The 24606-nt window shown below is 63.8% G+C and carries 22 protein-coding genes, 1 tRNA gene and 2 pseudogenes; 6 read left to right on the forward strand and 19 right to left on the reverse strand.

Annotation, left to right across the window (positions count from 1 at the left end; all coding sequences use genetic code 11):
- Window positions 1–110: 110 nt before the first annotated feature.
- The 3 genes from lysA to argH form a co-directional block, all read right to left on the reverse strand.
- On the reverse strand, window positions 111–1379 hold the full coding sequence (gene lysA, locus P3R82_RS27305; RefSeq protein ID WP_283196031.1) for a diaminopimelate decarboxylase: 1269 nt from the start codon (window positions 1377–1379) through the stop codon (window positions 111–113).
- Window positions 1380–1391: 12 nt separating this feature from the next.
- Window positions 1392–1586, reverse strand: a complete 195-nt coding sequence (locus P3R82_RS27310; protein ID WP_183902636.1) for a lipoprotein — start codon at window positions 1584–1586, stop codon at window positions 1392–1394.
- Between the two features lie 136 nt (window positions 1587–1722).
- Window positions 1723–3123: an argininosuccinate lyase gene (gene argH, locus P3R82_RS27315; RefSeq protein ID WP_283196032.1), complete on the reverse strand. Its 1401-nt coding sequence runs from the start codon at window positions 3121–3123 to the stop codon at window positions 1723–1725.
- 42 nt (window positions 3124–3165) lie between these two features.
- Here argH and P3R82_RS27320 point away from each other — a divergent pair, with 42 nt between their 5' ends.
- Window positions 3166–3828: a TlpA disulfide reductase family protein gene (locus tag P3R82_RS27320; protein ID WP_283196033.1), complete on the forward strand. Its 663-nt coding sequence runs from the start codon at window positions 3166–3168 to the stop codon at window positions 3826–3828.
- A 279-nt stretch (window positions 3829–4107) separates the two neighbouring features.
- On the opposite strand, the gene P3R82_RS27325 is transcribed toward P3R82_RS27320, so the two are convergent.
- From P3R82_RS27325 to P3R82_RS27355, 7 genes and pseudogenes are all read right to left on the reverse strand, one after another.
- Window positions 4108–4989 carry a 3-hydroxybutyryl-CoA dehydrogenase gene (locus tag P3R82_RS27325; protein ID WP_283196034.1) on the reverse strand — a complete coding sequence of 294 codons (882 nt, stop codon included), beginning with the start codon at window positions 4987–4989 and terminating at the stop codon, window positions 4108–4110.
- Between the two features lie 186 nt (window positions 4990–5175).
- A pseudogene (locus P3R82_RS27330) lies at window positions 5176–6106 on the reverse strand (electron transfer flavoprotein subunit alpha/FixB family protein).
- Window positions 6107–6129: 23 nt separating this feature from the next.
- Window positions 6130–6888, reverse strand: coding sequence for an electron transfer flavoprotein subunit beta/FixA family protein (locus P3R82_RS27335; protein WP_283196035.1), 759 nt, complete (start codon window positions 6886–6888; stop codon window positions 6130–6132).
- Between the two features lie 173 nt (window positions 6889–7061).
- Window positions 7062–7847 (reverse strand): rhomboid family intramembrane serine protease, encoded by a 786-nt coding sequence (locus P3R82_RS27340; RefSeq protein ID WP_283196036.1) that lies wholly within the window; start codon window positions 7845–7847, stop codon window positions 7062–7064.
- A gap of 44 nt (window positions 7848–7891) precedes the next feature.
- A complete protein-coding gene (locus tag P3R82_RS27345) occupies window positions 7892–8485 on the reverse strand; it encodes a cob(I)yrinic acid a,c-diamide adenosyltransferase (RefSeq protein ID WP_283196037.1) in 594 nt (197 codons plus the stop codon).
- A 35-nt stretch (window positions 8486–8520) separates the two neighbouring features.
- The gene (locus P3R82_RS27350) at window positions 8521–8724 is read right to left on the reverse strand and encodes a twin transmembrane helix small protein (RefSeq protein WP_183901768.1); all 204 of its coding nucleotides are present in this window, start codon (window positions 8722–8724) and stop codon (window positions 8521–8523) included.
- A gap of 15 nt (window positions 8725–8739) precedes the next feature.
- Window positions 8740–9572: pseudogene (locus P3R82_RS27355) on the reverse strand (SDR family oxidoreductase).
- A 77-nt stretch (window positions 9573–9649) separates the two neighbouring features.
- Here P3R82_RS27355 and P3R82_RS27360 point away from each other — a divergent pair.
- Window positions 9650–10588: a YihY/virulence factor BrkB family protein gene (locus P3R82_RS27360; RefSeq protein WP_183901766.1), complete on the forward strand. Its 939-nt coding sequence runs from the start codon at window positions 9650–9652 to the stop codon at window positions 10586–10588.
- On the opposite strand, the gene gluQRS is transcribed toward P3R82_RS27360, so the two are convergent.
- Window positions 10535–11416 (reverse strand): tRNA glutamyl-Q(34) synthetase GluQRS, encoded by an 882-nt coding sequence (gene gluQRS, locus P3R82_RS27365; protein ID WP_283196038.1) that lies wholly within the window; start codon window positions 11414–11416, stop codon window positions 10535–10537. The two genes, P3R82_RS27360 and gluQRS, sit on opposite strands and share 54 nt — an antisense overlap.
- A gap of 40 nt (window positions 11417–11456) precedes the next feature.
- Here gluQRS and P3R82_RS27370 point away from each other — a divergent pair, with 40 nt between their 5' ends.
- Together P3R82_RS27370 and P3R82_RS27375 are read left to right on the forward strand one after the other, a co-directional pair.
- Window positions 11457–12101: a DNA-3-methyladenine glycosylase gene (locus tag P3R82_RS27370; protein ID WP_283196039.1), complete on the forward strand. Its 645-nt coding sequence runs from the start codon at window positions 11457–11459 to the stop codon at window positions 12099–12101.
- A 111-nt stretch (window positions 12102–12212) separates the two neighbouring features.
- Entirely contained in the window at window positions 12213–12770 is a 558-nt protein-coding gene (locus P3R82_RS27375) for an HNH endonuclease (RefSeq protein WP_183901763.1), read from the forward strand.
- Between the two features lie 47 nt (window positions 12771–12817).
- On the opposite strand, the gene P3R82_RS27380 is transcribed toward P3R82_RS27375, so the two are convergent.
- The 5 genes from P3R82_RS27380 to P3R82_RS27400 all read right to left on the reverse strand — a co-directional run bounded on the left by P3R82_RS27380 (window position 12818) and on the right by P3R82_RS27400 (window position 17584).
- On the reverse strand, window positions 12818–13330 hold the full coding sequence (locus P3R82_RS27380; protein ID WP_283196040.1) for a disulfide bond formation protein B: 513 nt from the start codon (window positions 13328–13330) through the stop codon (window positions 12818–12820).
- Between the two features lie 52 nt (window positions 13331–13382).
- The gene (locus P3R82_RS27385) at window positions 13383–13976 is read right to left on the reverse strand and encodes a YqaA family protein (protein WP_283196041.1); all 594 of its coding nucleotides are present in this window, start codon (window positions 13974–13976) and stop codon (window positions 13383–13385) included.
- A 115-nt stretch (window positions 13977–14091) separates the two neighbouring features.
- Window positions 14092–15828, reverse strand: coding sequence for a cation:proton antiporter (locus P3R82_RS27390; protein ID WP_283196042.1), 1737 nt, complete (start codon window positions 15826–15828; stop codon window positions 14092–14094).
- Between the two features lie 251 nt (window positions 15829–16079).
- Window positions 16080–16164, reverse strand: a tRNA-Leu gene (locus tag P3R82_RS27395).
- Between the two features lie 121 nt (window positions 16165–16285).
- Complete coding sequence (locus P3R82_RS27400) at window positions 16286–17584, reverse strand: MFS transporter (protein WP_283196043.1); 1299 nt, start codon at window positions 17582–17584, stop codon at window positions 16286–16288.
- 126 nt (window positions 17585–17710) lie between these two features.
- Between P3R82_RS27400 and P3R82_RS27405 the strand changes: the two genes are divergently transcribed.
- Complete coding sequence (locus P3R82_RS27405; protein ID WP_283196044.1) at window positions 17711–18286, forward strand: TetR/AcrR family transcriptional regulator; 576 nt, start codon at window positions 17711–17713, stop codon at window positions 18284–18286.
- 16 nt (window positions 18287–18302) lie between these two features.
- Here the strand turns inward: P3R82_RS27405 and P3R82_RS27410 are convergent, their stop codons facing one another.
- Window positions 18303–19283 carry an aldo/keto reductase gene (locus tag P3R82_RS27410; RefSeq protein ID WP_283196045.1) on the reverse strand — a complete coding sequence of 327 codons (981 nt, stop codon included), beginning with the start codon at window positions 19281–19283 and terminating at the stop codon, window positions 18303–18305.
- A gap of 212 nt (window positions 19284–19495) precedes the next feature.
- On the opposite strand from P3R82_RS27410, the gene P3R82_RS27415 reads away from it, so the two are divergent.
- Window positions 19496–21133 (forward strand): AMP-binding protein, encoded by a 1638-nt coding sequence (locus P3R82_RS27415; protein WP_283196046.1) that lies wholly within the window; start codon window positions 19496–19498, stop codon window positions 21131–21133.
- A gap of 689 nt (window positions 21134–21822) precedes the next feature.
- Here the strand turns inward: P3R82_RS27415 and P3R82_RS27420 are convergent.
- On the reverse strand, window positions 21823–23100 hold the full coding sequence (locus P3R82_RS27420) for a GNAT family N-acetyltransferase (protein WP_283196047.1): 1278 nt from the start codon (window positions 23098–23100) through the stop codon (window positions 21823–21825).
- A gap of 4 nt (window positions 23101–23104) precedes the next feature.
- The gene (locus P3R82_RS27425; RefSeq protein ID WP_283196437.1) at window positions 23105–24517 is read right to left on the reverse strand and encodes an oligosaccharide flippase family protein; all 1413 of its coding nucleotides are present in this window, start codon (window positions 24515–24517) and stop codon (window positions 23105–23107) included.
- Window positions 24518–24606 lie beyond the last annotated feature (89 nt).

Consider the following 24606-nt stretch of genomic DNA (forward strand, 5'->3'; position numbering starts at 1 on the left):
GGGCAAGTTGCTTGGTGGATAAGGATAACACTCTTTGTGGCGAAGACGAGGGCAAGGCCCGGTCAATGCCGGCTTTTCGCTCCACGGTCGCCAAAAAGTGATTGCCGGCGTCAGTCCAGCCAGGAGGGCACGCTGTCGAGCGCGATCAGTTCCTCATAGGTCCGGCGCGGACGGATGACGTGGAAATCACTGCCCTTGACCAGCACCTCGGGCACCAGAAGCCGGCTGTTGTAGGTGCCGGCCTGCACGGCGCCATAGGCTCCGGCGGACGAGACGGCGAAGAGGTCGCCGGATTTCGGCATCGCCATCTCGCGGTCGAGCGCCAGGTAATCGCCGGTCTCGCAAACGGGGCCCACGACATCGGCCTTGATGCGCGGCGCGTTGGCGGCGGAGATCACGACAGGGCGGATCTCGTGCCAGGCCTCGTAGAGCGTCGGGCGGATGAGGTCGTTCATGGCGCCGTCGACGATGACGAAGGTCTTTTCGCCGCCATCCTTCACGTAGAGCACTTCGGTCACCAGGATGCCGGCATTGCCGACGATCAGGCGGCCGGGCTCCATGACGATCTTGCAGTTCAGTTCGCGCAGCTGGTTCTTGACGATCGCGGCATAGGCGTCGGGCAGCGGCGGCGGATTGTTGTCTTCCTTGTAGGGAATGCCGAGGCCGCCGCCGATATCGACATGGTGGATGTCGTGGCCGTCGGCGCGCAGCGTGCCGACGAGCTCGCGCAGCAGCTTGAAGGCGTCGTCGAAAGGCTGCAGCTCGGTGATCTGGCTGCCGATATGCATGTCGATGCCGGTGGCCTCGATGCCGTCAAGGGTGGCGGTGCGGGCGTAAACGGCGCGGGCGCGCTCCCAGGAGATGCCGAACTTGTTTTCCTTCTTGCCGGTCGAGATCTTGGCGTGCGTGCGGGCGTCGACATCGGGATTGATGCGGAAGGAGACGGGCGCCTTCTTGCCGGCCTTGATGGCGCGCTGGTTGAGGATCTCGAGCTCCGGCTCGGATTCGACGTTGAAGCAGTAGATGCCGGCCTCGAGCGCATAGTCCATCTCGCGCGCCGTCTTGCCGACGCCGGAGAACATGATGCGGTTGGCCGGAATGCCGGCCGCCAGCGCGCGTCGCAGCTCGCCCTCGGAGACGACGTCGATGCCGGCGCCGAGGTTGCCGAGCGTCTTCAGGACGGCCTGGTTCGAATTGGCCTTCATGGCGTAGCAGACCATGGAGTCGACATCGCTGAAGGCCCCGGAGAAGACCTTGTAGTGGCGCTCGAGCGTTGCCGTGGAATAGACGTAGAAGGGCGTGCCCACGGCCTTGGCGATCTCGGGAACGGGAACGTTCTCGGCGTAGAGGATGCCGTCGCGATACTCGAAATGGTTCACTTTGGTGGCCTGTTACAGAAGGGGATCGAGGAAGAAGGGCTTGTCCTTGACGCCGGGCTGCGGCGTCGGTTTGGACGAGTCGCCACCCTTCGTCGCCTGCACGCTCGGCGGATCGAGGTCGCCCTTGCGCCCGCATCCGGCGACGGCAAGGCCGATTACGGCGAAAACGACCGTCAGGCGGATGATCTGCGGGAAGCTGGTCTGCATGGAATTCCTCTTGGGAAGCGGCACGGATGGACACCTTCATAGCGAAGTTTATCCGCCTTGTGCACCCTGATTGTTGAGGTCTCGCGCTTTGCGAAATCGAAGGGGCGAAGCCGGTTGCGCTCCGCCCTTTTCGCGATCAGTTGCGGGCGCGCCAGTAGGCGATCTGCTTCCTGACTTCCGAAGGCGCCGTGCCGCCGAAGCTCTTGCGGCTGGCGACCGAGGCCTCGACGGTCAAGACGTCGTAGACCTTGTCCGTAATGGCGGCGTTGATCGCCTGCAAGTCGGCGAGCGACAGGTCGGAGAGGTCGCAGCCCTTGCTTTCGGCGAGCGCCACGGCGCGGCCGGTCACATGGTGGGCATCGCGGAAGGGCAGGCCGGCCTCGCGCACCAGCCAGTCGGCGAGATCGGTCGCGGTCGAATAGCCGGAGCCGGCGGCGGCCTTCATGCGCTGCGTGTTGATCGTCATGTCGCGGACCATGCCGGCCATGGCCGAGATCGCCAGCTCCAGGCTTTCGGCGGCGTCGAAGACCTGCTCCTTGTCTTCCTGCATGTCCTTGGAATAGGCGAGCGGCAGGCCCTTCATGATCGTCAGCAGCGCGATCAGCGAGCCGTTGATGCGGCCGGTCTTGGCGCGCACCAGCTCGGCGGCGTCAGGGTTCTTCTTCTGCGGCATGATCGAGGAGCCGGTGGAGAAGGCATCCGACAGGCGCACGAAGCCGAACTGCGGCGTCGACCAGATGACGATCTCCTCGGCGAGCCGCGACAGGTGCATGGCGCAGATGGCGGCCAGCGCCAGGAACTCGATGGCGAAATCGCGGTCGGAAACGGTGTCGATCGAATTGCGGGTCGGCTCGCGGAAGCCGAGCGCCTTGGCCGTCATGTGGCGGTCGATCGGATAGCCGGTGCCGGCAAGGGCGGCCGAGCCGATCGGGCTCTCGTCGAGGTGCTCGATGGCGTGGCGCACGCGCTGGCGGTCGCGACCGAACATTTCCACATAGGCCATGCAGTGATGGCCAAAGGTGACGGGCTGGGCGGTCTGCAGATGCGTGAAGCCAGGCATGACGGTATCGGCATGTTCCTCGGCACGGTCGAGGAAGGCCGATATCAGCTTGGTCAGCAGCTGTTCGGTCTTTTGCAGCTCTTCCTTCACCCAGAGGCGGAAATCGAGCGCCACCTGGTCGTTGCGCGAGCGGGCGGTGTGCAGGCGGCCGGCGGCCGGACCGATGAGCGTCGCCAGGCGCGCCTCGACATTCATGTGAATGTCCTCGAGCTTGCGGGAGAACTCGAACTGGCCGGCTTCGATTTCTGACAAGATCGTGTTTAGCCCTTCGACGATCTTGTCCTTATCATCGCCGGCGATAATACCCTGGTGGGCGAGCATGGTGGCGTGGGCGATCGATCCGCGGATATCCTGCGCAAACAGCTTCTTGTCGAAATCGATCGAGGCATTTATCTCCTCCATGATCGCATCTGGGCCGGAAGCGAAACGTCCGCCCCACATCTGGTTGGAGGATTTGGTGTCCGTGCTGTCGGCCATGAAGAATGCCTGCCTTGAAGAACGCGTGTCCGGGAGAATGAAATGACCACAAAAACGCCCTTGCGCCTGCCATCCCTGAAACTGGTCGGGATCGCGGTCGTCGCAGGCATCATTGCCGGTGCGGCAGCGGTTTACATCAGTGAGACGGGGTCTGGCAATGGCGGCGCCGATATGGCGGCGGGCGATTGCAATGCCACCAGGGAGATCGCGACCCGGATCAAGCCATTGCTGAAGGGCGAAGTGGCGGCGATGGTCGCCGCCGACGAGCCGAAGCTCATGACATCGGTCGCCTTCAACGATCCTGCTGGCAAGCCGATGACGCTCGACCAATTCGCCGGCAAGACCGTGCTGTTGAATATCTGGGCGACATGGTGTTTTCCCTGCCGCGAGGAAATGCCGGCGTTGAACACGCTGGAAAAGCAGCTCGGCAGTGACAAGTTCCAGGTGGTGCCCGTCAACATCGACACCGGCGACGACGAGAAGCCGAAGACGTTCTTTTCGGAGACGGGCGTCGATGCGCTGAACCTCTACCGCGACAACACGATCGGGGTATTCAACGGGTTGAAAAAACAGGGACTGGCCTTCGGCCTGCCGGTGACGCTGCTCATCGACCAGAAGGGGTGCCTGATCTCGTCGATGAACGGGCCGGCGGCGTGGGACAGCGAGGACGCCAAGGCGCTGATCAAGGCGGCGGTGGGGATCTAGTTTGTGAGGCTGGCCGCGACGTTTGCGCCTGTGGCCCCCTCATCGCCTCGCTGGCGCTCCGGCACTTCTCCCCGAGGGGGAGAAGGGGCTGGGCGCGGGCGTTTTGCCCAAATTAAGCGTTCAGATGAAGAATTTCGTTAGATCGGGAGGCGAGCAGCCCGCCACAAGTCTCTTCTCCCCAACGGGGAGAAGGTGCCGGCAGGTCAGGTGCAAAAGTTGCACCGGGGATGAGGGGGCTCCGGGCTCGATGATTGCGGCCGGTCTTCCGAAGACCGAACCCTACCGCGTCGGAACCGGAACCTCGCCACGATAGTCATAGAACCCGCGGCCGGACTTCCGTCCAAGCCAGCCGGCTTCGACATATTTCACCAGCAGCGGGCAGGGGCGGTATTTCGAGTCCGCCAGGCCGTCGTGGAGGACCTGCATGATCGACAGGCAGGTGTCGAGGCCGATGAAATCGGCGAGCTGCAGCGGGCCCATCGGGTGGTTGGCGCCAAGCTTCATGGCGGTGTCGATGGCATCGACGGTGCCGACGCCTTCGTAGAGCGTGTAGATCGCCTCGTTGATCATCGGCAAAAGGATGCGGTTGACGATGAAGGCCGGGAAGTCCTCGGCGACGGTGACGGTCTTTTCGAGCGAGGCGACGAATTCGCGGGCCTTCTTGAAGGTCGTCTCTTCGGTGGCGATCCCACGCACCAGTTCGACCAGCTTCATGACCGGCACCGGGTTCATGAAATGGATGCCCATGAAGCGCTCGGGGCGATCGGTGGCCGAGGCCAGCCGGGTGATCGAGAGCGAGGAGGTGTTGGTGGCGATGATCGCTTCCGGCTTCAGGACCGGACAGACCAGGGCGTAGATCTTGCGCTTGACGCTCTCGTCCTCGGTCGCGGCCTCGATGACGAGATCGGAGGAGGCGAGATCGTTGATGTCGGCGGAGCCCGCGATCATCGAGAGCGTGCTCGAGCGTTCCTCGTCGGTCATCTTGCCGCTGGTGACGTGGCGGGCGAGGTTGCCGTTGATGGTGGCCAGCCCGCGCTCGATGCGATCCTGGGTGAGATCGTAGATGTGGACCCTGTAGCCTGCGCTGGCCGAAACCTGCGCGATACCGCAACCCATCTGGCCCGCGCCGATAATACCGATCGTCTTGAACACCGCAGTCATCTCCACACCCCTGCTCGGCCTTCGCCCCCGCGATTGCCGTACCTATTCAACAAAACTGCCGGGCGAATGATCGCCCGGCAGCAGTAGTAGCCCCTAAAAAGATAATTTTCCAGTCGTTCGCATGTGCGAAAGATGACGGGCGATGATGGAAGCCCGGAGCCGCGTTGGAAACCGGGCCCCACGGAATTACAGAGCCTTCTGCAGTTCCGGCAGTGCGTCGAAGAGATCGGCGACGAGGCCGAAATCGGCGACCTGGAAGATCGGTGCTTCCTCGTCCTTGTTGATCGCGACGATGACCTTCGAGATCCTTCATGCCGGCCAGGTGCTGGATGGCGCCGGAGATGCCGCAGGCGATGTAAAGCTGCGGCGCAACGACCTTGCCGGTCTGGCCGACCTGCCAGTCGTTCGGCGCGTAGCCGGCATCGACCGCCGCGCGGCTCGCGCCCACCGCGGCTCCGAGCTTGTCGGCAACGGGAAGGATCACTTCCTGGAACTTCTCCGACGAGCCCAGCGCGCGGCCGCCGGAGATGATGATCTTGGCCGATGTCAGCTCCGGACGGTCGGAGGTCGACAGCGCATCCTTGACGAAGGTCGACAGACCCGGATCGGACACGGCGGGGATCGCCTCGACCGAAGCCGAACCGCCCTCGGCGGCAGCGGCGAAGGACGCGGTGCGGACGGTGATGACCTTCTTGGCGTCGGTCGACTGTACCGTCTGGATGGCGTTGCCGGCATAGATCGGACGCTTGAAGGTGTCGGCTGAGACGACTTCGATGATCTCGGAGACCTGGGCGACGTCGAGCAGGGCTGCGACGCGCGGCAGAACGTTCTTGCCGACCGAGGTGGCGGCCGAGATGATGGTGTCGTAGCTTGCGGCCAGCGAAACGATCAGGTCGGCCAGCGGCTCGGCCAGATTGTTGGCAAGCTCGTCGCTTTCGGCGAGCAGGACCTTGGAGACGCCCGACAGCTTGGCGGCTGCATCGGCCGCGGGCTTGGCGCCCTTGCCGGCGACCAGCACATGCACGTCGCCGCCGATTTTTGCGGCTGCCGCGAGCGTCTTGGCGGTCTGGTCGGAAAGGCTTGCGTTGTCGTGATCAGCCAGAAGAAGAATGGCCATGATGATATCTCCTTTCTCGAACCTTAGAGGACGCCAGCGGATTTGAGCTTTTCGACGAGCTCGGCGACCGATGCGACCTTGACGCCTGCCTTGCGGCCGGAGGGCTCCTCGGTCTTCAGCACCTTGAGCTTCGGTGCGGTGGAAACGCCGAAATCAGCGGGGCTCTTCTTGTCGAGCGGCTTCTTCTTCGCCTTCATGATGTTGGGCAGCGAAGCGTAGCGCGGCTCGTTGAGGCGCAGGTCGGTGGTGACGACCGCGGGCAACTTGACGTCGATGGTCTGCAGGCCGCCGTCGACTTCGCGAGTCACGGTTGCCTTGCCCCCTGGGCCAGCAGAGTCGATCTCGATCTTCGAGGCGAAGGTGGCCTGCGCGGTGCCCAAGAGGGCCGCCAGCATCTGGCCGGTCTGGTTCGAGTCGTCATCGATCGCCTGCTTGCCGACGATCACGAGGCCGGGCTGTTCGGCGTCGGCGACGCCCTTCAGGATCTTGGCGACGGCGAGCGGCTCGACGGCATCGTCGGTCTCGACCAGGATGGCGCGGTCGGCACCCATGGCGAGCGCCGTGCGCAGCGTCTCCTCGGCTTTCGCGGGACCGATCGAGACCACGATCACTTCCTCGGCCTTGCCGGCTTCCTTCAGGCGAAGCGCCTCTTCCACCGAAATCTCGTCGAAGGGGTTCATCGACATCTTGATGTTGGCCAGTTCGACGCCCGTGCCATCCGGCTTCACCCGGATCTTCACGTTGTAGTCAACCACCCGCTTGACGGGGACGAGAATCTTCATGGGGTCCTTCCTTCAACTCTTTCACCAAGAAAATGCGCGTTTCCGCGCCGCTCCGATTGTCGAATGGCGACATGGATACGCGTTTTTCCTCCAAAGACAACGCTTGCATGGCGCAGACAGACAAATTCCATGACGATTATATTACGCTTACGTTCACGTCAAATTCTTCGATGTCATTTGTCCCACGGCAGGCGCGGCCGGGGTGGCTGGCCGGGGAGGGTGATCATGGCGGGATTGGGCGTCGGGCGGTCGCGCACGGCTCTCGGCATCACCACTTCCCTGTCGAAGAGCGGTACTCCGCGGCGGCGCATGACGAGCACCAGAAGAGCGCCGGCGACAATGCCGCCGACATGGGCGCCCCAGGAGACGTTGCCATCGGGCTCGAGCGCCAGCATGACGAATTGCTGGCCGGTCCAGAGAATGAGCGGCACGAAGGCGGGAAGCGGCAACGGCACGCGCATGAAGACCAGCACCCAGACCTTCACGCGCGGATGCAGCATCAGATAGGCGGCGACCACACCCGATATGGCGCCGGACGCGCCGATCAGCGGGGCCTGCGAGGTCATGCCGATCAGCCCATGCACCAGCGCGCCCGCCATGGCGCAAAGGAGATAGAAGACGAGGAAGCGGATATGGCCCATCGCATCCTCGACATTGTCGCCGAAGACCCAGAGAAAGAGCATGTTGGAGGCGAGGTGCCAGAAGCCGGAATGGACGAAGGAGTAGCTGACATAGGTCAGCGGCTCGGGCGTGATTGATAGCGCCGGTTCAAGGTAGGCGTAGTGGAAGGCGACGGCCGGGATATAGCCGAGGCCGACGAAGGCCGCCTGTGCTACCGATTCCGTGGCGATGACGCCGGTGAACAGCCAGACGACGACGTTGATCGCGATCAGCCCCATCGTCACCCATTGCAGCTTGATATGCTTCAGTGTGTTGGCATCGTGCAGCGGTATGAACATATGGGCCGGCGGTCCAGTTGCCTGATATCGGTCAATTCAGGAGCCTAGCGGTTTTTTCCGGGAACCCAAAGCACATCCTGGCGGCCGCGATCATTGGCATGGCGGGCGGCGACGAAGAGGAAATCGGAGAGGCGGTTGACGTATTTCAACGCCGCGGCGCTGACGATCTCGTCCTCGCTGCGCGACAGCGTCACCATCAATCTTTCGGCACGGCGTGTGATGGTGCGGGCCAGATGCAGGTGGGCCGCGGCGGGGTGGCCGCCCGGCAGCACGAAGGATCTGAGCGGCTGCAGATCGGCGTTCAGCTTGTCGATGTCGTTTTCGATCCGCGTCACCTGGCTTTCGATGATGCGCAGCGGCTCGTATTCCGGCGGCGTCCCGGTGTCGGGCGTGGCGAGATCGGCGCCGAGATCGAAGAGGTCGTTCTGGATCGACATCAGCATGGCATCGAGCTCGGGCATGTCCGTATGAGGCTGGCCCTGCATGTGCAGCCGGGCGATGCCGATCGCCGAATTGGCCTCGTCGATGGTGCCGAAGGCCTCGACTCGCAAGTCGTCCTTCAGCCGGCGCGGGCCGGCGACCAGCCCGGTCGTGCCGTCGTCGCCCGTCTTGGTGTAGATCTTGTTGAGCTTGACCATGCTTTATCTCCTCCTCTGTGATCGGCCGGGGGTGATCAGCTGGGGCGACCGCCGCCGGTCAGCCACAGCGTCAGCATGATCAGCAGCACGGCGACCGCCTGCAGGAGCACGCGCAGCTGCATCAGCTTGTTGGACAGGTTGGCGTCGCCGCCCTTCATCATGTTGAAAAGGCCACGGATGAGAACGATGGCGACAAGGCCCATCACGATGATGGCGAGAACGTAGACGACAGATGACATTGGTTTTCCTCCTCCTCAATCGAACCTGCGCAGCAGCCGGTAGAAGAGGTCCGCGGGCAAGAGCTTTTTCAAAAGCATGCCCTGCTTGGCCGGCCGCGTCACTGGGTAATGTGGTCGCGGACGTGGGGCGCTCAACGCGTGCTTCAGGACATCGTAGACGGCATCGGGGCCAAGCTTGTGGCGATTGGCGGGGCCGGAGCCATCGAGCCTTGCCAGCTGGCGGCGGTAATCCACGACATGCGCCGAGCCCCCGATATCGATATGCTCGTTGATCTTCAAAAGCGAATTGGCGACGAAGCGCGAGGCGATCGGGCCGGGCTCGATCAGGCTGACATGGATGCCGCTGCCTTCGAGCTCCATGCGGAGCGTGATGCTCAAGCCTTCGAGCGCGAATTTCGAGGCGGTGTAGGCGCCGCGATAGCGGTAGGGCACGACACCCAGAATGGACGAGCACTGGACGATGCGCCCGCGCCCGCGCTTGCGCATCAGCGGAATGATCCGACGTGTCAGTTCGTGCCAGCCGAAGAAGTTGGTTTCGAACTGCTCGCGCAGCACGTCGGTCGTCAGGTCCTCGACGGCGCCCGGCTGGCCATAGGCGCCGTTGTTGAAGAGCGCGTCGATGCGGCCGCCGCTGAGCTCGGTGACCTCGCGGACGAAATCGGCGATCGAATCGGTGCTGGTGTAATCCATGCGGAAGGCTTCGATGCCGTCGGCCTGAAGCGGCGCCAGATCGTCGACCTTCCTGACGGTGGCGAAGACGCGCCAGCCGTCTTTTTCAACGCACGGGCACAATAAGCACCGATGCCGGACGAACATCCGGTAATGATGATAGTGCGTTGATCCGACATGGAATGATTCCTGTACAAACTAGGACTCGTTTCCCATATTCGATCGGGCGACACAATGAGGAATGCCGGGAGCCGGAATGCCGAAACTTTTTCGCATCTTGTATGATGTGCTTTACGATGCGATCTGGCATTTCCTCGAAGATGACGGCTTCGCCATGGCAAGCCATGTCGCGCTTTCGACGCTTCTCGCCGTCTTTCCCTTCCTGATCTTCGGTACCGCGCTCGCCAATTTCCTCGGCGCCGACCAGTTTTCCATGACGGCCGTTCATCTCGTCTTCGACACCTGGCCGGAGGAGATCGCCAAGCCGCTCGCCGACCAGGTGCTCCTGGTGCTGACCGTGCCGCGCGGCGGGCTCCTGACGATCTCGGTGCTGGCCGCCGCCTACTTCGCCTCCAACGGGGTCGAGGCGCTGCGCATATCCCTCAACCGCGCCTACCGCGTGCAGGAAACGCGGCCATGGTATTTCACCCGCCTCGCCAGTCTCGGCTTCGTGATGATCGCGGTGACGATCTTCGCGGCGATCAGCATCCTGCTTGTGGCGGTGCCGCTGGCGCTCGACTATGCCCGGCAATGGTTTCCGCTGTTCGCCGACACGCTCGACATCGTCTTCAACTGGCGTATCTACGGCACGCTGTTCGTGCTGACGGTCGGGCTGCTGGTCGTGCATCTGTGGCTTCCGGCGGGACGGCGGCGGGTGCTCGATGTCGTGCCGGGCGTGCTTTTGACGCTTATTCTCTGGTTCATCGGCGCGCTGATCTTCGCCTATTACCTGGCAACCTTCGCCAACTACGCCGCCACCTATGCCGGCCTGGCATCGGTCATGATCGTGCTGATCTTTCTCTACATGATCGGCGTGATCTTCATCATCGGCGCCGAACTCAACGCGGCACTCCTGAAATTCCGGGTGCGGGCGATCTTCTCGCACAATTTCCTGAGCGGCCAGGGTCAGGGCCAGAAGCCGTCAAAGCCCGACGAGGTGGCGAATATCGTGCGCCGCGACGCCTCGGGATCTTAGGTCTGAAAGCCCCGTATCGCCGCTGCTTTTCGACAGCTTGCGGCCGGTCGCGTCGGTCACGAGGCGGTGGTGGTGATAGATCGGCGCCGGGAGCGCGAGCAGCGTCTGCAGGACGCGATGCACCGATGTCGCGTGAAAGAGATCGAGACCGCGCACGACATGGGTGACGCCCTGCAGCGCGTCGTCGATCGTCACGGAAAGGTGATAGCTCGACGGCGCGTCCGAGCGCGACAGCACGACATCCCCCCATGACGAGGGGTCGGCGGTGATGGCGCCCCGTTCGCCGTCTCCTGTTTCCCGCCATGAGAGCTGCCCGCCGACCAGGTCGAGCGCTTTTGCCATATCCAACCGCCAGGCGTGCTTCTGGCCGGAGGAGAGCATCGCCTGCCGCTCGCCCGAGGGGCGGTCGCGGTCATCGGCGGGGTAGAGCGGAGAGCCATCGGGATCGCGCGGCCATGCGATGCCTGCCGCCTCCGACGCCGCGACCCTGGCCTTGACCTCGCCGCGGGTGAGGAAGGCGGGGTAGGCAAGGCTACGGTCGATCAGGCCGGCCAGTGCCGCGTGATAGGCGTCGAAATGCTCCGACTGCCGGCGCACCTGGTCTTCCCAGCCGATGCCGAGCCATTCGAGGTCGGCGTAGATGCCCTCTTCGAATTCGGGTGTGCAGCGGGTGAGATCTATGTCTTCGATGCGCAGCAGGAAGCGCCCGTCGGCGGCGTCGGCCATGTCGCGGTTGAGAAAGGCCGACAAGGCGTGGCCGAGATGCAGCGGGCCATTTGGGCTCGGGGCAAAACGGAAGACGGGCTTTTGACGGGGAATCGCGATCATGCTTTCTTTTGCCACGTATTTTTGATTATCGCGAGGAAGCGTGCATATCATTCGCACCGACGGGGACGTGGCCCAGGGATTGGCCGAGCTGGTCGTCATCGACCCGCGCCTTGTTTCGATCGCAGCCGATGCCGGTCCGCTTCCTCTCAGGTTGCGGGAGCCCGGCTTCGAGGGGCTGGCCCATATCATCGTGTCGCAGATGGTGTCGCGGGCGAGTGCCGAGGCGATCTGGCGCAGGCTGCGGCCCGGCGATGCCGCGCTGACGGCCGAGGCCTATGCAGGTCTTCACCCCGAGGCATGGCGCGAGGTCGGTCTTTCGCGCGCCAAGGCGGAGACGCTGACACGGATCGCGGAGGCGGTTTCCTCCGGCGGGCTCGATCTGCAGGCGCTTTCCGGCCTGCCCCCACGGGAGGCCCTGGCGGCGCTGACGGCGCTGAAGGGCGTCGGGCCATGGACGGCGGAGGTGTATCTGATGTTTTGCGGTGGCCATGCCGACGTCTTTCCATCCGGCGACGTGGCGCTGCAGAACGCGGTGGCTGCCGCCTTCGGTCTCGACCAGCGGCCGACGACGCGCGCGCTGGCCCTGATAGCAGCGGAGTGGGCGCCGTGGAGATCGGTGGCCGCGCGGCTTTTCTGGGCGTATTATGCAGCGAAACTGGGACGTGGCCTGGTTCCGGTCGGCTGAACGGCAACACATACAAATGCCATTGTGTGGCTTGAATTTATTGGACTTCACAATGCCGTCACAACCGGCCTAATATAAGAGTGCAGATGCCGAATCGATCAGGAGAGTGCCTTGACGATTGCTGTTTCACCTCAGGCCCTGCCAGCGCTCGTTCTGAACGCTGACTATCGGCCGCTGAGCTATTATCCCTTGTCGCTCTGGTCCTGGCAGGACGCGATCAAGGCGGTCTTTCTTGACCGTGTGAATATCATCGCGGAATACGAACATTCGGTCTCCTCGCCGAGCTATTCGATGCGGCTTCCGAGCGTCGTATGCCTGAAAACCTACGTGCAGCCCTCTCGCAACCCGGCCTTCACGCGCTTCAACGTGTTCCTTCGCGACAAGTTCGAGTGCCAGTATTGCGGCCAGCACGAGGATCTGACCTTCGATCACGTCATTCCGCGCGCCCATGGCGGCGAGACGACGTGGCAGAATGTCGTGGCGGCCTGCTCTCCCTGCAATCTCAGGAAGGGCAGCAAGCTCCCGAAACAGGCAGGCATGTTCCCGCATCAGAAGCCCTACCAGCCGACCGTGCAGGACCTGCACAACAATGGCCGGCTCTTCCCGCCGAACTATCTGCACGACAGCTGGCTCGACTATCTCTACTGGGATAGCGAACTGCAGCCCTGACCTTTGTCGAGATCGCCTCCGGTCAGGACCGCTTCGCGGCGGACCGATCAGGCCGACTTGCGCACGCCGATAAAGGCGAAGGCAGCCAGGATGAGGCTCGCGACGACGTTCCATCCAGCCATAGACAGGCCAAGCACGCGCAGCGCCGCCTCGGTGCAGGACGGTCCCTTGATGGTGTTGAGTTCGGTCAGGAGGTCGCTGGCGTTCTTCGTCATGCTGCCGGCGCTCGTCGAGCAGGCGGTGGGACCAGCCCAGAAACCCCATTCGACGCCGGCGTGATAAACGCCCATGCCAGCGCCCACAACCATCAGCAGGCCGCCGGCCAGCAGCAGCGTGCGGCCGATCCAGTTGGGCAGGCCGAAGGCCGCGGTCAGCGCGCCGATGAGGACGAGCGGGATGCCGTAATAATAGGGCTGACGCTGCAGCAGGCAGAGCTCGCAGGGGATATAGCCGCCGATATACTGGAAGCCGAGCGCGGAGCCGATGACGGCAGCCATGCCGACCGCAAGCAGGACGGAATAGAGGAAGGTGGGACGGCGAACAGAGAAAGAGGCAGTCATGCGGGGGCTCCGGGCAGGTAACGCATGGGGGCTTTGGCTTGGTGGATGGTCACTAGGCAAGCAGCTTGTAGCCGACGCCGAGCACGATCAGCAGGCCGGCGACGATCGCGGTGATCTGGCCGAGGCGCTTTTCGATGAAGTGGCGGATCGATTCGCCATAGCGGCGCAGCAGCCAGGCGAGGAAAAGGAAGCGCGCGCCACGGGCGACGATGGCCGAGATGATGAAGAAGCCGAGGTTCATCTGAACCACGCCGGCAAGGATCGTCACCACCTTGATCGGCGGCAGATGCGCAAGCCCCGAGGTGACCAGCATCAGCAGCACGATTTCCCACTGACCCTGAATGAAGACCCTGAGCTGCTCGAAGGCGTCGAGCTTGCCGTAGAATTCGAGGATCGGTCGGGCGATGGTGTCATAGGCGTAATAGCCGAGCGCCCAGCCGGCTATGCCGCCGAGCACCGAGGCGGTGGTGGCAACCACCGCGTAGCGATAGGCGCGCTCGGGCTTGGCCAGCGCCATCGGCACGTAGAGCACATCGGCGGGTACCAGAAAGACGGAGCTTTCGACGAAGGCGATGATGGCAAGCCAGACTTCGGCCGATTTGCGCGCTGCCAGCGACATGGTCCAGTCATACAATCTGCGAAGCATTCTGGTCCTTTCAGGTTGCCTGCGCCAGCTTTATGGGGCTGACATGCGCCTGTAAATGCCTGCTGTGTCAGTCATGCGGCAGTGCGGCAAAAAACTGTGATGATCATCCGCCGGATCAGGAGACGACGCCGGACGAGGGGACGCGCTTCTGGCGCATGACGTTCATCTCGGTGCGTTCACGCGCCATCTCGCTGACCATCTGGCGCAGCGCCGGGTGCTTTGATGTGAACATGTTGAAATCACGCCGTTCCAGTACGAAGAAATGGCAGAAGTCGACCGCGACCACGTCGGCGTTGCGGCGGCCGCCGCTCAACAGCGCCATCTCGCCGAAGAAGGCGCCGGGTTCCAGCCGGATCGCATCGTCGGGAAGCTGTACTTCGACGGCACCCGCCGACAGGAAGTACATGCCGCCGCCACGATCGCCCTTGCGCATGACACGCTCGCCCGGAAGCGCCGATTTCGGGCGGAACAGCAGGAGCAGCTCTTCCTGCGAGTTCTCGTCGACATTGGCAAACAGCGGGAAGGTCTCGCTGAGCTCACGCATCTCCAGCTGGTGCTGGTGTTCGCGCGCTTCGGTGATGGCGCGGATCTTGTCGAGTTCGTCGTTGAGGAGATCGAAATTGGCGTGGCCGTGGCGGACGCTTTGCGGCCAGCGGCGCTGGACATATTGGTGCAGCGCTTCGGCGCCGGCGCAAACCAGCGGGTTGAGGGTGATCGAGATGATGGCGCTCGCCAGGATGATGTCCTGGCCATCGGTCGGCAGCAGGCCGAGCGTCACCCCGAGGCCGGCGAGAATGAAGGAGAATTCGCCGATCTGCGCGAGGCCCCCCGCCACCGTCAGGCCCATGCCGATGGGATAGCGCAGCAATGTGACGACGACGAAGGAGATGATCGCCTTGCCGACGATGATCAGGAGCAGGGCCGAGAGCACGCCGAGCGGCTGGCGCACGATGATCGACGGATCGAACAGCATGCCGACCGACACGAAGAACAGAACCGAAAACGCGTTCTGCAACGGCAGGGAATCGGCGGCGGCGCGGTGGCTGAGGCTGGATTCGCTCATGACCACGCCGGCGAAGAAGGCGCCGAGCGCGAAGGACACGCCGAAAATCTGCGCCGAACCGAAGGCGATGCCAAGCGCCAGCGCCAGAACCGTCAGGGTGAAGAGCTCGCGCGAGCCGGTGCGGGCAACGCGGATCAGGAGCCACGGCACGACCTTGGGGCCCAGGAAGATCGCCATGGCGGCGAAGGCGCCGACCTTCAGAAGGGTGAGCGCGATCGTCAGCAGCAAGGGCATGCCGCCATCGGCGCCAGGGGCACTGCCGCCAAGCAGTTCGGCCAGCGCCGGCAGCAGCACCAGCGCCAGCACCATGGCCAGATCCTCGACGATCAGCCAGCCGACGGCGACGCGGCCGCTGGCTGCGTTGACCAGATTTCGTTCCTCCAGCGCCTTCAGGAGCACGACGGTGCTGGCGACCGACAGGCTGAGCCCGAAGACGATGCCGGCGCCCAGGCTCCAGCCCCACCATTCCGCCATGGCGACGCCGAGCACGGTCGCCAGGACAATCTGCGCGATCGCGCCGGGGATGGCGACGCCGCGCACGGCGAGCAGGTCACGCGCCGAGAAATGCAGCCCGACGCCGAACATCAGGAGGATCACCCCGATCTCGGCCAGCTGGCTGGCAAGACCGGTATCGGCCACGAAGCCCGGCGTGATCGGCCCCATCAGGATCCCGGCCAGCAGATAGCCCACCAGCGGCGGCAGCTGCAGGCGATCGGCGAGATAGCCGAGGATCGCCGCGAACCCGAAGCTGACGGCAATGGTGGCGATGAGCGGGACTTCGTGCGGCACGCTGGTGTGGTCTCCTTTTCGAGAGCGGGCACTTTGACCGAAGTGCGGAGGAAATTAAACCGCTGATTTAAAGTGAGCTATGTATGAGGAGGCGGAGAGCGTGAGGGAGCCGTTCCCGCGCCTGCTTTTTGACAATCGGGCCATGAGCCTGCCGCGTGAGCCTCGGGAGCGCCACGCGTAATAGGGCGATGACCGGTTTCAACTTCAGATAACAGTAAAACGCAAAGGCCCGGCGGTAACGGGAAGTCCAGTGGTGCCCCATGCCGGAGTCGAACCAGCACTTCTTTCGAAACTCGATTTTGAGTCGAGCGCGTCTACCAATTCCGCCAATGGGGCAACGGATACCGACGAGGCGGGTCTCTAGCATGCGTTCGCCCGCGCGCGCAAGACGGCGGGCGAAGTTATCGGGCTGATTTCGCGGGGCTTCCGGCCGGAGGCTTCGGCCGGAAAGGGGCCGTCAGTGGGCGGCGGAGGCGGCCGGGGCGGCGAGGCCGGATTTCTTCAGCGTGATCGCCAGGATCGAGGCGAGCAGGCAGAAGGCACCGGCGATGAAGAAGGCGGGCAGATAGCTCTGCAGCTCGGTGCGCGACAGGCCGGCGCCATAAGCGGCGGTGGCGGCGCCCAGCTGGTGGCCTGTGAAGACCCAGCCGAAGACGATGCCGACCTTCTCCTTCCCGAAGCGCTCGGCGGCGAGCTTGACCGTCGGGGGCACGGTGGCGATCCAGTCGAGGCCGTAGAAAACGGCGAAGATCGACAGGCCGTAGAAGGAGAAATCGCTGAATGGAAGGTAGAGCAGCGAGAGGCCGCGCAGGCCGTAATACCAGAAGAGCAGCCAGCGATTGTCGAAGCGGTCGGACAGCCAGCCGGAGCCGATCGTGCCGAAGAAATCGAAGATGCCCATGACGGCGAGCACGCTGGCGGCGGCCACCGGCAGGATGCCGAAATCGCCGCAGAGCGTGACGAAATGGGTCTGGATCAGGCCGTTGGTGCTCAGGCCGCAGATGAAGAAGGTGGCGAACAGGATCCAGAAGGTCGAGGTTTTCGAGATTTCCCTGAGCACCACGATCGGTGCGGCCAGCATGGTGAGGAGGCCGCCCGTGCGTGCCGGCGGCGGGGTGACGTGCTCCTCGCCGAAGGAGGGGAGGTTGAGGTCGGAGGGTCGGTCGCGCATGAAGGCGAGCACGACGAGGGCGGCAAGGAGGATCATGCCGCAGACGAAGAAGACCGTCGCGCGCCAGCCGTAACTCTCGGTGAGCTGCGCCATCAAGGGCAGGAAGACCAGCTGGCCGGTGGCGGAGCTCGCCGACAGCATGCCGACGACGAGGCCGCGGTGCTTGGTGAACCAGCGGGCCGATACGGTGGCGGCCAGTACCATGGCGGTCAGGCCGGTGCCGAGGCCGACGACGATGCCCCAGAGCAACAGCAGCTGCCAGATCTCGGTCATGAACAGCGAGCCGACGAAGCCGCTGGAAATCAGGACCATGGCGAAGACGATGACCTTGCGGACGCCGAAATAGTTCATGAAGGCGGCGGAGAAGGGGCCCATCAGCCCGAAGAGCAGCAGGCGAACGGCGAGCGCCGAGGAGATCTGCGACGTCTCCCAGCCGAACTCGTCCTGCAGCGGCTTGATCAGCACGCCCGGCGCGCCCATGGCGCCGGCCGTGACCAGCATGGTGAGAAAGGTGGCGGCGACGACGACCCATCCGTAATGGATGTTGCGCCGCGCCAGCGTGGAGGCAAGTGCAGTGGAGACCATGGGGGTTGTTCCGTTCGGGGGCTGCCGGAAGGCTAATGCAAATATTTAGATGATGGTCATCATCATTGTTGATTATTGATGATGGACGTCATATAAAATGTCAAGCGGTGTTTTTTGGAGATTTTAATGCGTGTCAGCCGGGAGAAATTCGCTGAAAACCGGGAGAAGATCCTTGGCGTCGCCGGCGTGCTGTTTCGCGAAAAAGGGTTCGAATCCACCGGCGTGGCCGAGATCATGAAGGCCGCCGGGCTGACCCATGGCGGCTTCTACGGGCATTTCCAGTCGAAGGAGGATCTGGCGCTCGAAGTCAGCCGGGCGCTGATCGAGCGGGTGAAGGTCCGCTGGAACGAGATCATTGCAGGCGCGCCGGACGCGCAGCTCGATGCGCTCCTCAAGCACTATCTTTCGCGTTGCAGCGTCGACGATCCAGGCGGCAGCTGCGTCTTCGCCTCGCTGGTGCAGGAGGTGAGCCGCAGCCAAGGTGCTGTGCGTTCGACCTTTAACGACGGGCTGTCCGCGCTGGTCGATATCCTGTCCGGGATCGTGCCCGGCGACAGCGCCGAAGAGCGCCGCGCCAAGGGGTTCACGACGCTGTCGGCGATGATGGGGGCGGTGATTTTGGCGCGCGCGGTGGAGAGCCGCGAGCTATCCGACAGTTTCCTGTTCACGACGCGCGACGCTCTTTCGCCGGCTAAAAAATAGCCGCACCTTGTCCGCGTTACTTGAAGCCCTCGACGCGGTGCGGCACGTAGGGCTCTTCGAGTGCAGCGACATCCTCGGCCGAAAGCTTGATCGAAAGCGCGCCGACGGCATCGTCGATGTGGCCTGATTTCGAGGCGCCGATGATCGGGGCGGTGACGGCGCTCTTCTGCAGGATCCAGGCGGTGGCGATCTGGGCGCGGGAGACGCCGTGCTTTCTGGCGAGATCGCCGACAACGCCGATGATGGCGCGGTCCGCGTCCTCGGCCTGCTGGTAGAGCGTCTTGCCGAACTCGTCCGTCTCGCTGCGGGCGGTCTTCTCGTCATAGTCGCGCGTCAGCCGGCCGCGCGCCAGCGGGCTCCAGGGAATGACGGCGATCTTCTGGTCCTGGCAGAAGGGCAGCATCTCGCGCTCTTCCTCGCGGTAGAGCAGGTTCAGGTGGTCCTGCATGCTGACGAAGGGCGTCCAGCCATTGGCCCTTGATGTGTAGATCATCTTGGCGAACTGCCAGGCATGCATGGAGGACGCGCCGATATAACGCGCCTTGCCGGATTTCACCACGTCATGCAGCGCCTCCAGCGTCTCTTCGATCGGCGTGGTCGGATCGAAGCGGTGGATCTGGTAGAGGTCGACATAATCGGTGCCGAGGCGGCGCAGGCTGTTGTCGATCTCGTCGAAGATCGCCTTGCGCGACAGGCCGGCGCCATTGGCGCCCGGGCGCATGCGGTTGAACACCTTGGTGGCGAGCACGATCTCGTCGCGGCGCGAAAAATCTCTTATCGCGCGGCCGACGATTTCCTCGGATGAACCGTCGGAATAGGTGTTGGCGGTGTCGAGGAAGTTGATGCCGGCTTCGAGCGCCTGCCTGATCAGCGCGCGGCTCGGCTCCTCGGCCTGCGTCCAGCTGTGATTGCCACGGCCGGGCTCCCCGAAGGTCATGCAGCCCAGGCAGATCTTCGAGACTTCGAGGCCGGTGCCGCCGAATTTGACGTATTCCATGAAATCGCTCCGTGATGAGAAAAGAAACCCTGGCGCTACCCCTATCTAGGGCGGTGACCTGCAGATTGGCAGCGGCGGCAACAAACAACCATGCGTTCCCCGGGGTGAGAAGGGCGATCGGGCTTCACGCTTGCGTGAGCCGCGTCCACGGTGTTAGCTGCTGCAGCATAACCGGACTCTTGCCCCGAGACCCCACCGATGATCCTGCGCCCATGAAGCTGCCGCCGCGCGCTCGCTATGACGATCTCTACCGCGATTTCGCCTGGACGATCCCCGAGGATTTCAACATCGGCCGCGTGTGTTCGGACGATTGGGCGGCGCGCGAGCCGGAGCGGATCTGTCTTCAGCACTTCAGCCCGGATGGTGATCATCTTTCGCTGAGCTATGGCGCGCTTGCGGCGCGCTCTGCCTCTCTTGCCAATGGGCTCGTCGCGCTCGGTCTCGCAAAAGGCGATGGGGTGGCGCTGCTTCTGCCGCAATCCTTCGAGACGGTGATCGCCCATATGGCGATCTACAAGATGGGCGCGATTGCGGTGCCGCTGGCGCTGCTGTTCGGTGTCGAGGCGCTGGAATATCGGCTGAAAACATCCGGCGCGGCCGCTGTCGTGACCAACGCTTTCGGGCTTGAGCGTATCCATGCGATCCGCGACCGGCTGCCGGACCTCAAGACGGTGATCAGCGTCGATGCTTCTGACGACAAGGCCGACGTCGTCTCCTTCGGCAGCCTTGTCGAGCGCAATTCACCCAGTTTCGACGTGCCGCCGACCGGGCCGGACGAGCCGGCGCTGATGATCTTCACCTCGGGCACGACAGGTGCGCCGAAGGGAGCGCTGCATGGGCACAGGGTGCTGGCCGGGCATATTCCGGGCATCCAGTTCGCGCACGAGAATTTTCCGCAACCGGGCGACCGGATGTGGACGCCATCGGATTGGGCATGGGCGGGTGGGCTGCTCAACGCGCTGCTTCCGAGCCTGATGCTCGGCGTGCCCGTGGTCTCGTCGCCGGCGCAAAAGTTCGATGCCGACATGGCCTACAGGATCATGGCCGAGATGAAGGTGCGCAACGGCTTCATTCCGCCGACGGCCTTGCGGCTGATGAAATCGGTGCCCGATCCGCGCCAGCGATACGATCTCAAGCTGCGCACCATCGGCGCCGCCGGCGAGGCGCTGGGGGCGGAGACGCATGATTGGGCAAGCCGCACGCTCGGCATCAATGTCAACGAATTCTACGGGCAGACGGAGTGCAATTTCGTGCTGTCGTCGAATGCCGCGCTTGGCGTGAGCAAGCCGGGGGCGATCGGCAAAGCGGTGCCGGGGCATAGGGTGGCGATCGTTGATGAGACCGGTGCGGTGCTGCCTTCGGGCACTGTGGGACAGATCGCGATCGCGCGGCCCGATCCGGTGATGTTTCTCGGCTATTGGAACGACGAGGAGGCGACCGCGCGCAAATTCGCCGGAGACTGGTTGCTGACCGGCGATCTCGGCCGGCAGGACGAAGACGGCTACATCACCTTCCTCGGCCGCGACGACGACGTCATCACCTCATCCGGCTACCGCATCGGCCCGGCCGAGATCGAGGACTGCCTGACCGGTCATCCGGCCGTGCAGATGGCGGCGGCGGTGGGCAAGCCCGATGCGTTGCGCACCGAGATCGTCAAGGCTTACGTGGTTTTGGCGCCAGGATTTGCGGCAAGCGACGCGCTGGCGGCGGAGATCCGCGACTGGGTCAAGATGCGGCTGTCGATGCACGAATATCCGCGCGAGGTGGCGTTCGTCGACGCGCTGCCGCTGACGACGTCGGGCAAGGTGATCCGGCGGATGCTGCGGGAGCGGGCGGTGGCGGAGGGGTAGTGTGGGGATAATAATCTTGCGCGGTGAAAGAAATCGCCTTGATATCAGCCACTTGCTTATTCGATTTTCCCCATCCATCCCCGCCGCAATCGTTGCTCCCATACTGATGACGTCATTGGACAGGGAGCCGGGTCGCGAACCGGATCTGACACATCTGGGCGCAAGCCCGGCGTCCGGTGATGGTTGTTGAAAGGTGGATGATCGGGTCGTCAGGATCTCCCATCCATCCGGAAGCGAAAGGCCGAGAGACGCTCCTGTCGGCCTGGATATCCGGACGCCTCGATATGATCGGGCAGGCGATATTGCCTGACAATCCTACTCTATACCAAACGTTGCCTGCCCATTCCCATCCTGCCATGCCGTCGCGGAGAGGTCTCCGGCGCGGGGTTTTGTGGTGTGGTTGGGTGTGAGTTCTTATATCCTGCCGCGTTCTTCCTGGCTTTTTCGTCATTCAGCTTGTGCCGTGTGATACCCCCCTCTGTCCTGCCGGACATCTCCCCCACAAGGGGGAGATCGACTCGTGGAGAGCTCGTCGCCAAACGTTGAGGCAGGAGCGAGCGGGCGCGCCCAGCCAATCTCCCCACTTGTGGGGGAGATGCCCGGCAGGGCAAAGGGGGGTATCGCACGGCACGACGTCAACGACGGCTTACGGTCGACACCAGATGGGGCCGCTCTCGAGGCCTCACACCTCACCCCCGCCCAGCCAGCGACATGATCTTCTGCCGCAGCATCTTCGCGACATTGCGCGTGCTGCTGTAGAGGTGGAGCTGGGTGGCCACTTGGCGGACGTCGCGGTCGGCGTTCTGGTTGAGGCCGATGACGACGGTGCCCATTTCCTCGCGTTCCTGCCAGAAGCGGCTCATGATCGGATGGTCGGGGACGGCGCAAGAGTCAGAGCGGACGATGTTGGCGTCGTCGAGGTGCCATTCGGTGAGTTCGCCCATCAGGAGCTTGCCCGGCGAGTAGCGGGCGTAGGCCTCGTCATAGGCGGTCTTCCAGGTATAGGCCTCGCCGCCCATCATCAGGACGACGGTGGAGGCGATGGATTTTCCGTTGAAGTCGATCGAGTGGATACGCACGGCGTCGACGGCGGCAAGGTTGGAGATCGCCTCACGGGCAAAAGCCATGTGCAGACGGTCGGTGACGAGGGCGCTGCGCTTCTTGCCCTTCCAGCCGCCGGCTTCGAGCGCCAGGAACTCCTCGAAGCGCATATGGATGTCGCGCGGCTGACGGGCGACGTTGTAGACGACGGTACCCTTTTCCTCGAGCAGTCGCCATTGCCGGCGCATCTCGCGCATGTGCGAAGAGGAGACCGACTGGCGCAGATAGGCGACGGCGTCCTCGTCGCTCTGCAGCATCGGGCGCAGATAGGGGTTGGTGGTCGTGATCGGCAGGTTGCGGCCGATGGCGACGGCGCGGATCATGCGGGCGAAGATGCCGTTCAGCCGCAGGTCTGGCAGCACCAGGATGCCGGGCATGCGCAGGTCGCGGGCGGTCAGGCCATCGAGCAGGTTGTCGAGCGTTTCGGCGGCATCCTCGCCGTCGAGCAGCGGCGTGCCCAGCGGCGCGAAGCTGTTGGCCCAAACGCGGATGATCGAGGGACCGACGGCGAAACCCGGCTTCTCGATCGAGAACGGCATCAGCACGCGCAGGCGGCTGCGGGTCTCGTTGTGGTCGCGCAGCAGCGCGAAGTTGACCTCGCGGTCGTCGAGGCGCGGCATGGCCGGCGCCAGGAAGCGGCCGGTGAAGAAGACATTCGGCTCCAGCGCGCGGTTGGAGAGAAAATCCAGTTCGTCCTGCAGGTCGTAGCCGAGCTTGCCCGAGTAGACGCAGAGTTCGCGGCCGGGGCGGCCGATCTCGACGCGGGCTTCGGCCTGCGGCATGCCGAATTCCAGCGATGCCAGCTCGTGGACCATGCGGTTGGTGGTCGCGTCGGTGGTCTGGGTTCCGGGAGGATTGCGCACCATGCTGTCAGGCTTCCATGTCGTTGCCGGCGCTGGCCGGTCTGGCGAAGGCGAAGAGGGCGATGCCGAGCGTGCGGCGCACGGCGAGATGCAAAAGCACGGCCTCGACGCCCATGGCGGAGGCCGTGGCGATCGCCGCGCCCTCGATGCCGAAATAGGGAATGAGGAGAACGTTGAGGGTGATGTTGGCCGTCAGCGCCCCGGCATAGACCGCGACGCAGATGTTCTGCTTTCCGGCCATCATCAGCAGCGTCTCGGCCGGGCCGACCAGCGCCTTGGCGAGAATGCCGGTCAGAAGGATCGCCATCAGCACGTAACCGGCCGTGAAGGCGCCGCCGAAGAGCGACAGCAGAAGGTGTCCCGATGCCAGGACGACAAGGCCGACCGCCAGTGCCGGCCAGAAGGTCCATCGCGCGGCGTCGAAGGCAGCGGCGGCGAGCTCGGCGCGGGTGCCCTCGGCGATGATGCTGGAAAAGCGCGGCCCGGACGCCGCCTTGACCGAGAAGTTGATGAAATGGACGAGTGCCATCGTCTTGGCGGCGGCGAAGTAGATGGCGACCTCGTGCGGCGCCAGGAAAATGCCGACGACGACGACATCGGAATTGGTGAGCAGGAAGCTGACGCCCTCGATCAGGAAGATCGGGAAGGCAACGCTTAGCCAGCTCAGGAAATCGGTCTTGCTCGGGCCGTGACGATAATGCCGGCGCAGGCGGATGAGGGTGGCCACATACTGGCCGAGCGCGGTCAGGTACGTGGCGACCAGCGCCGCCTGCATGGCGGTGACGGCCGTGCGCGGGGCGCCAAGACCGATGGCGATCAGCATGCAGACGATGATCAGGACCGGGCGGATGATGTAGATGGGGCTCAGCGCCATGACCGGCCAGTGGTTGGCGCGCGAGGTGCCTTCCAGGATGTCGCCGAGCGCGATCATCGGCATGGCGAGGAGCCCGAGGAAGATCGGCACGACATAGTAGCCCTGGATGCGGTCGCCGAAGAGATAGAGGCCAATCATGCCGATGGCGAGCATGGCGGTCCCAGACAGAAGGCCGAACAGCCGGGCCGTGCCGGTCAGCCCGCGGATTTCCTCGAAGGCGCCGGATGCCTTGTACTGCGGCAGGTAGCGGACGATGACGGTTTGAAAGCCGAGGCAGGAGAGGTCGCCGAAGAGGACGATCAGCACCCAGACGAAGACGAAGATGCCGTATTCGTATTCGCCCATCATGCGCGCGAGCACGATCTGCGCGAGGAAGGCAAGGGCGGCGCTGACGATGCGGATCAGGAAGGCGGTGAGCGCCATGCGCTGGGCGGCGGCCTTCTCGCCACGCCGGGTCATGATATCGCCGAGCATGCGAAGCAGGCGACCGCCCGCAGGACGCAGGCTCGCCGGTAGCATCTTCTCCGCCGTCTCGATGACCGCCATAATGGACACGCAAAACTCTCTGGCAAATCGTGCCTAGAGTAGTGGCATGACACGGTTAAGAAACGGTTGTGCCGGGATGCCGCGGCTTA

Origin of the sequence: Rhizobium sp. AN80A, from assembly GCF_030053015.1 — a bacterium.
Taxonomy (GTDB): Bacteria; Pseudomonadota; Alphaproteobacteria; order Rhizobiales; family Rhizobiaceae; genus Rhizobium; species Rhizobium metallidurans.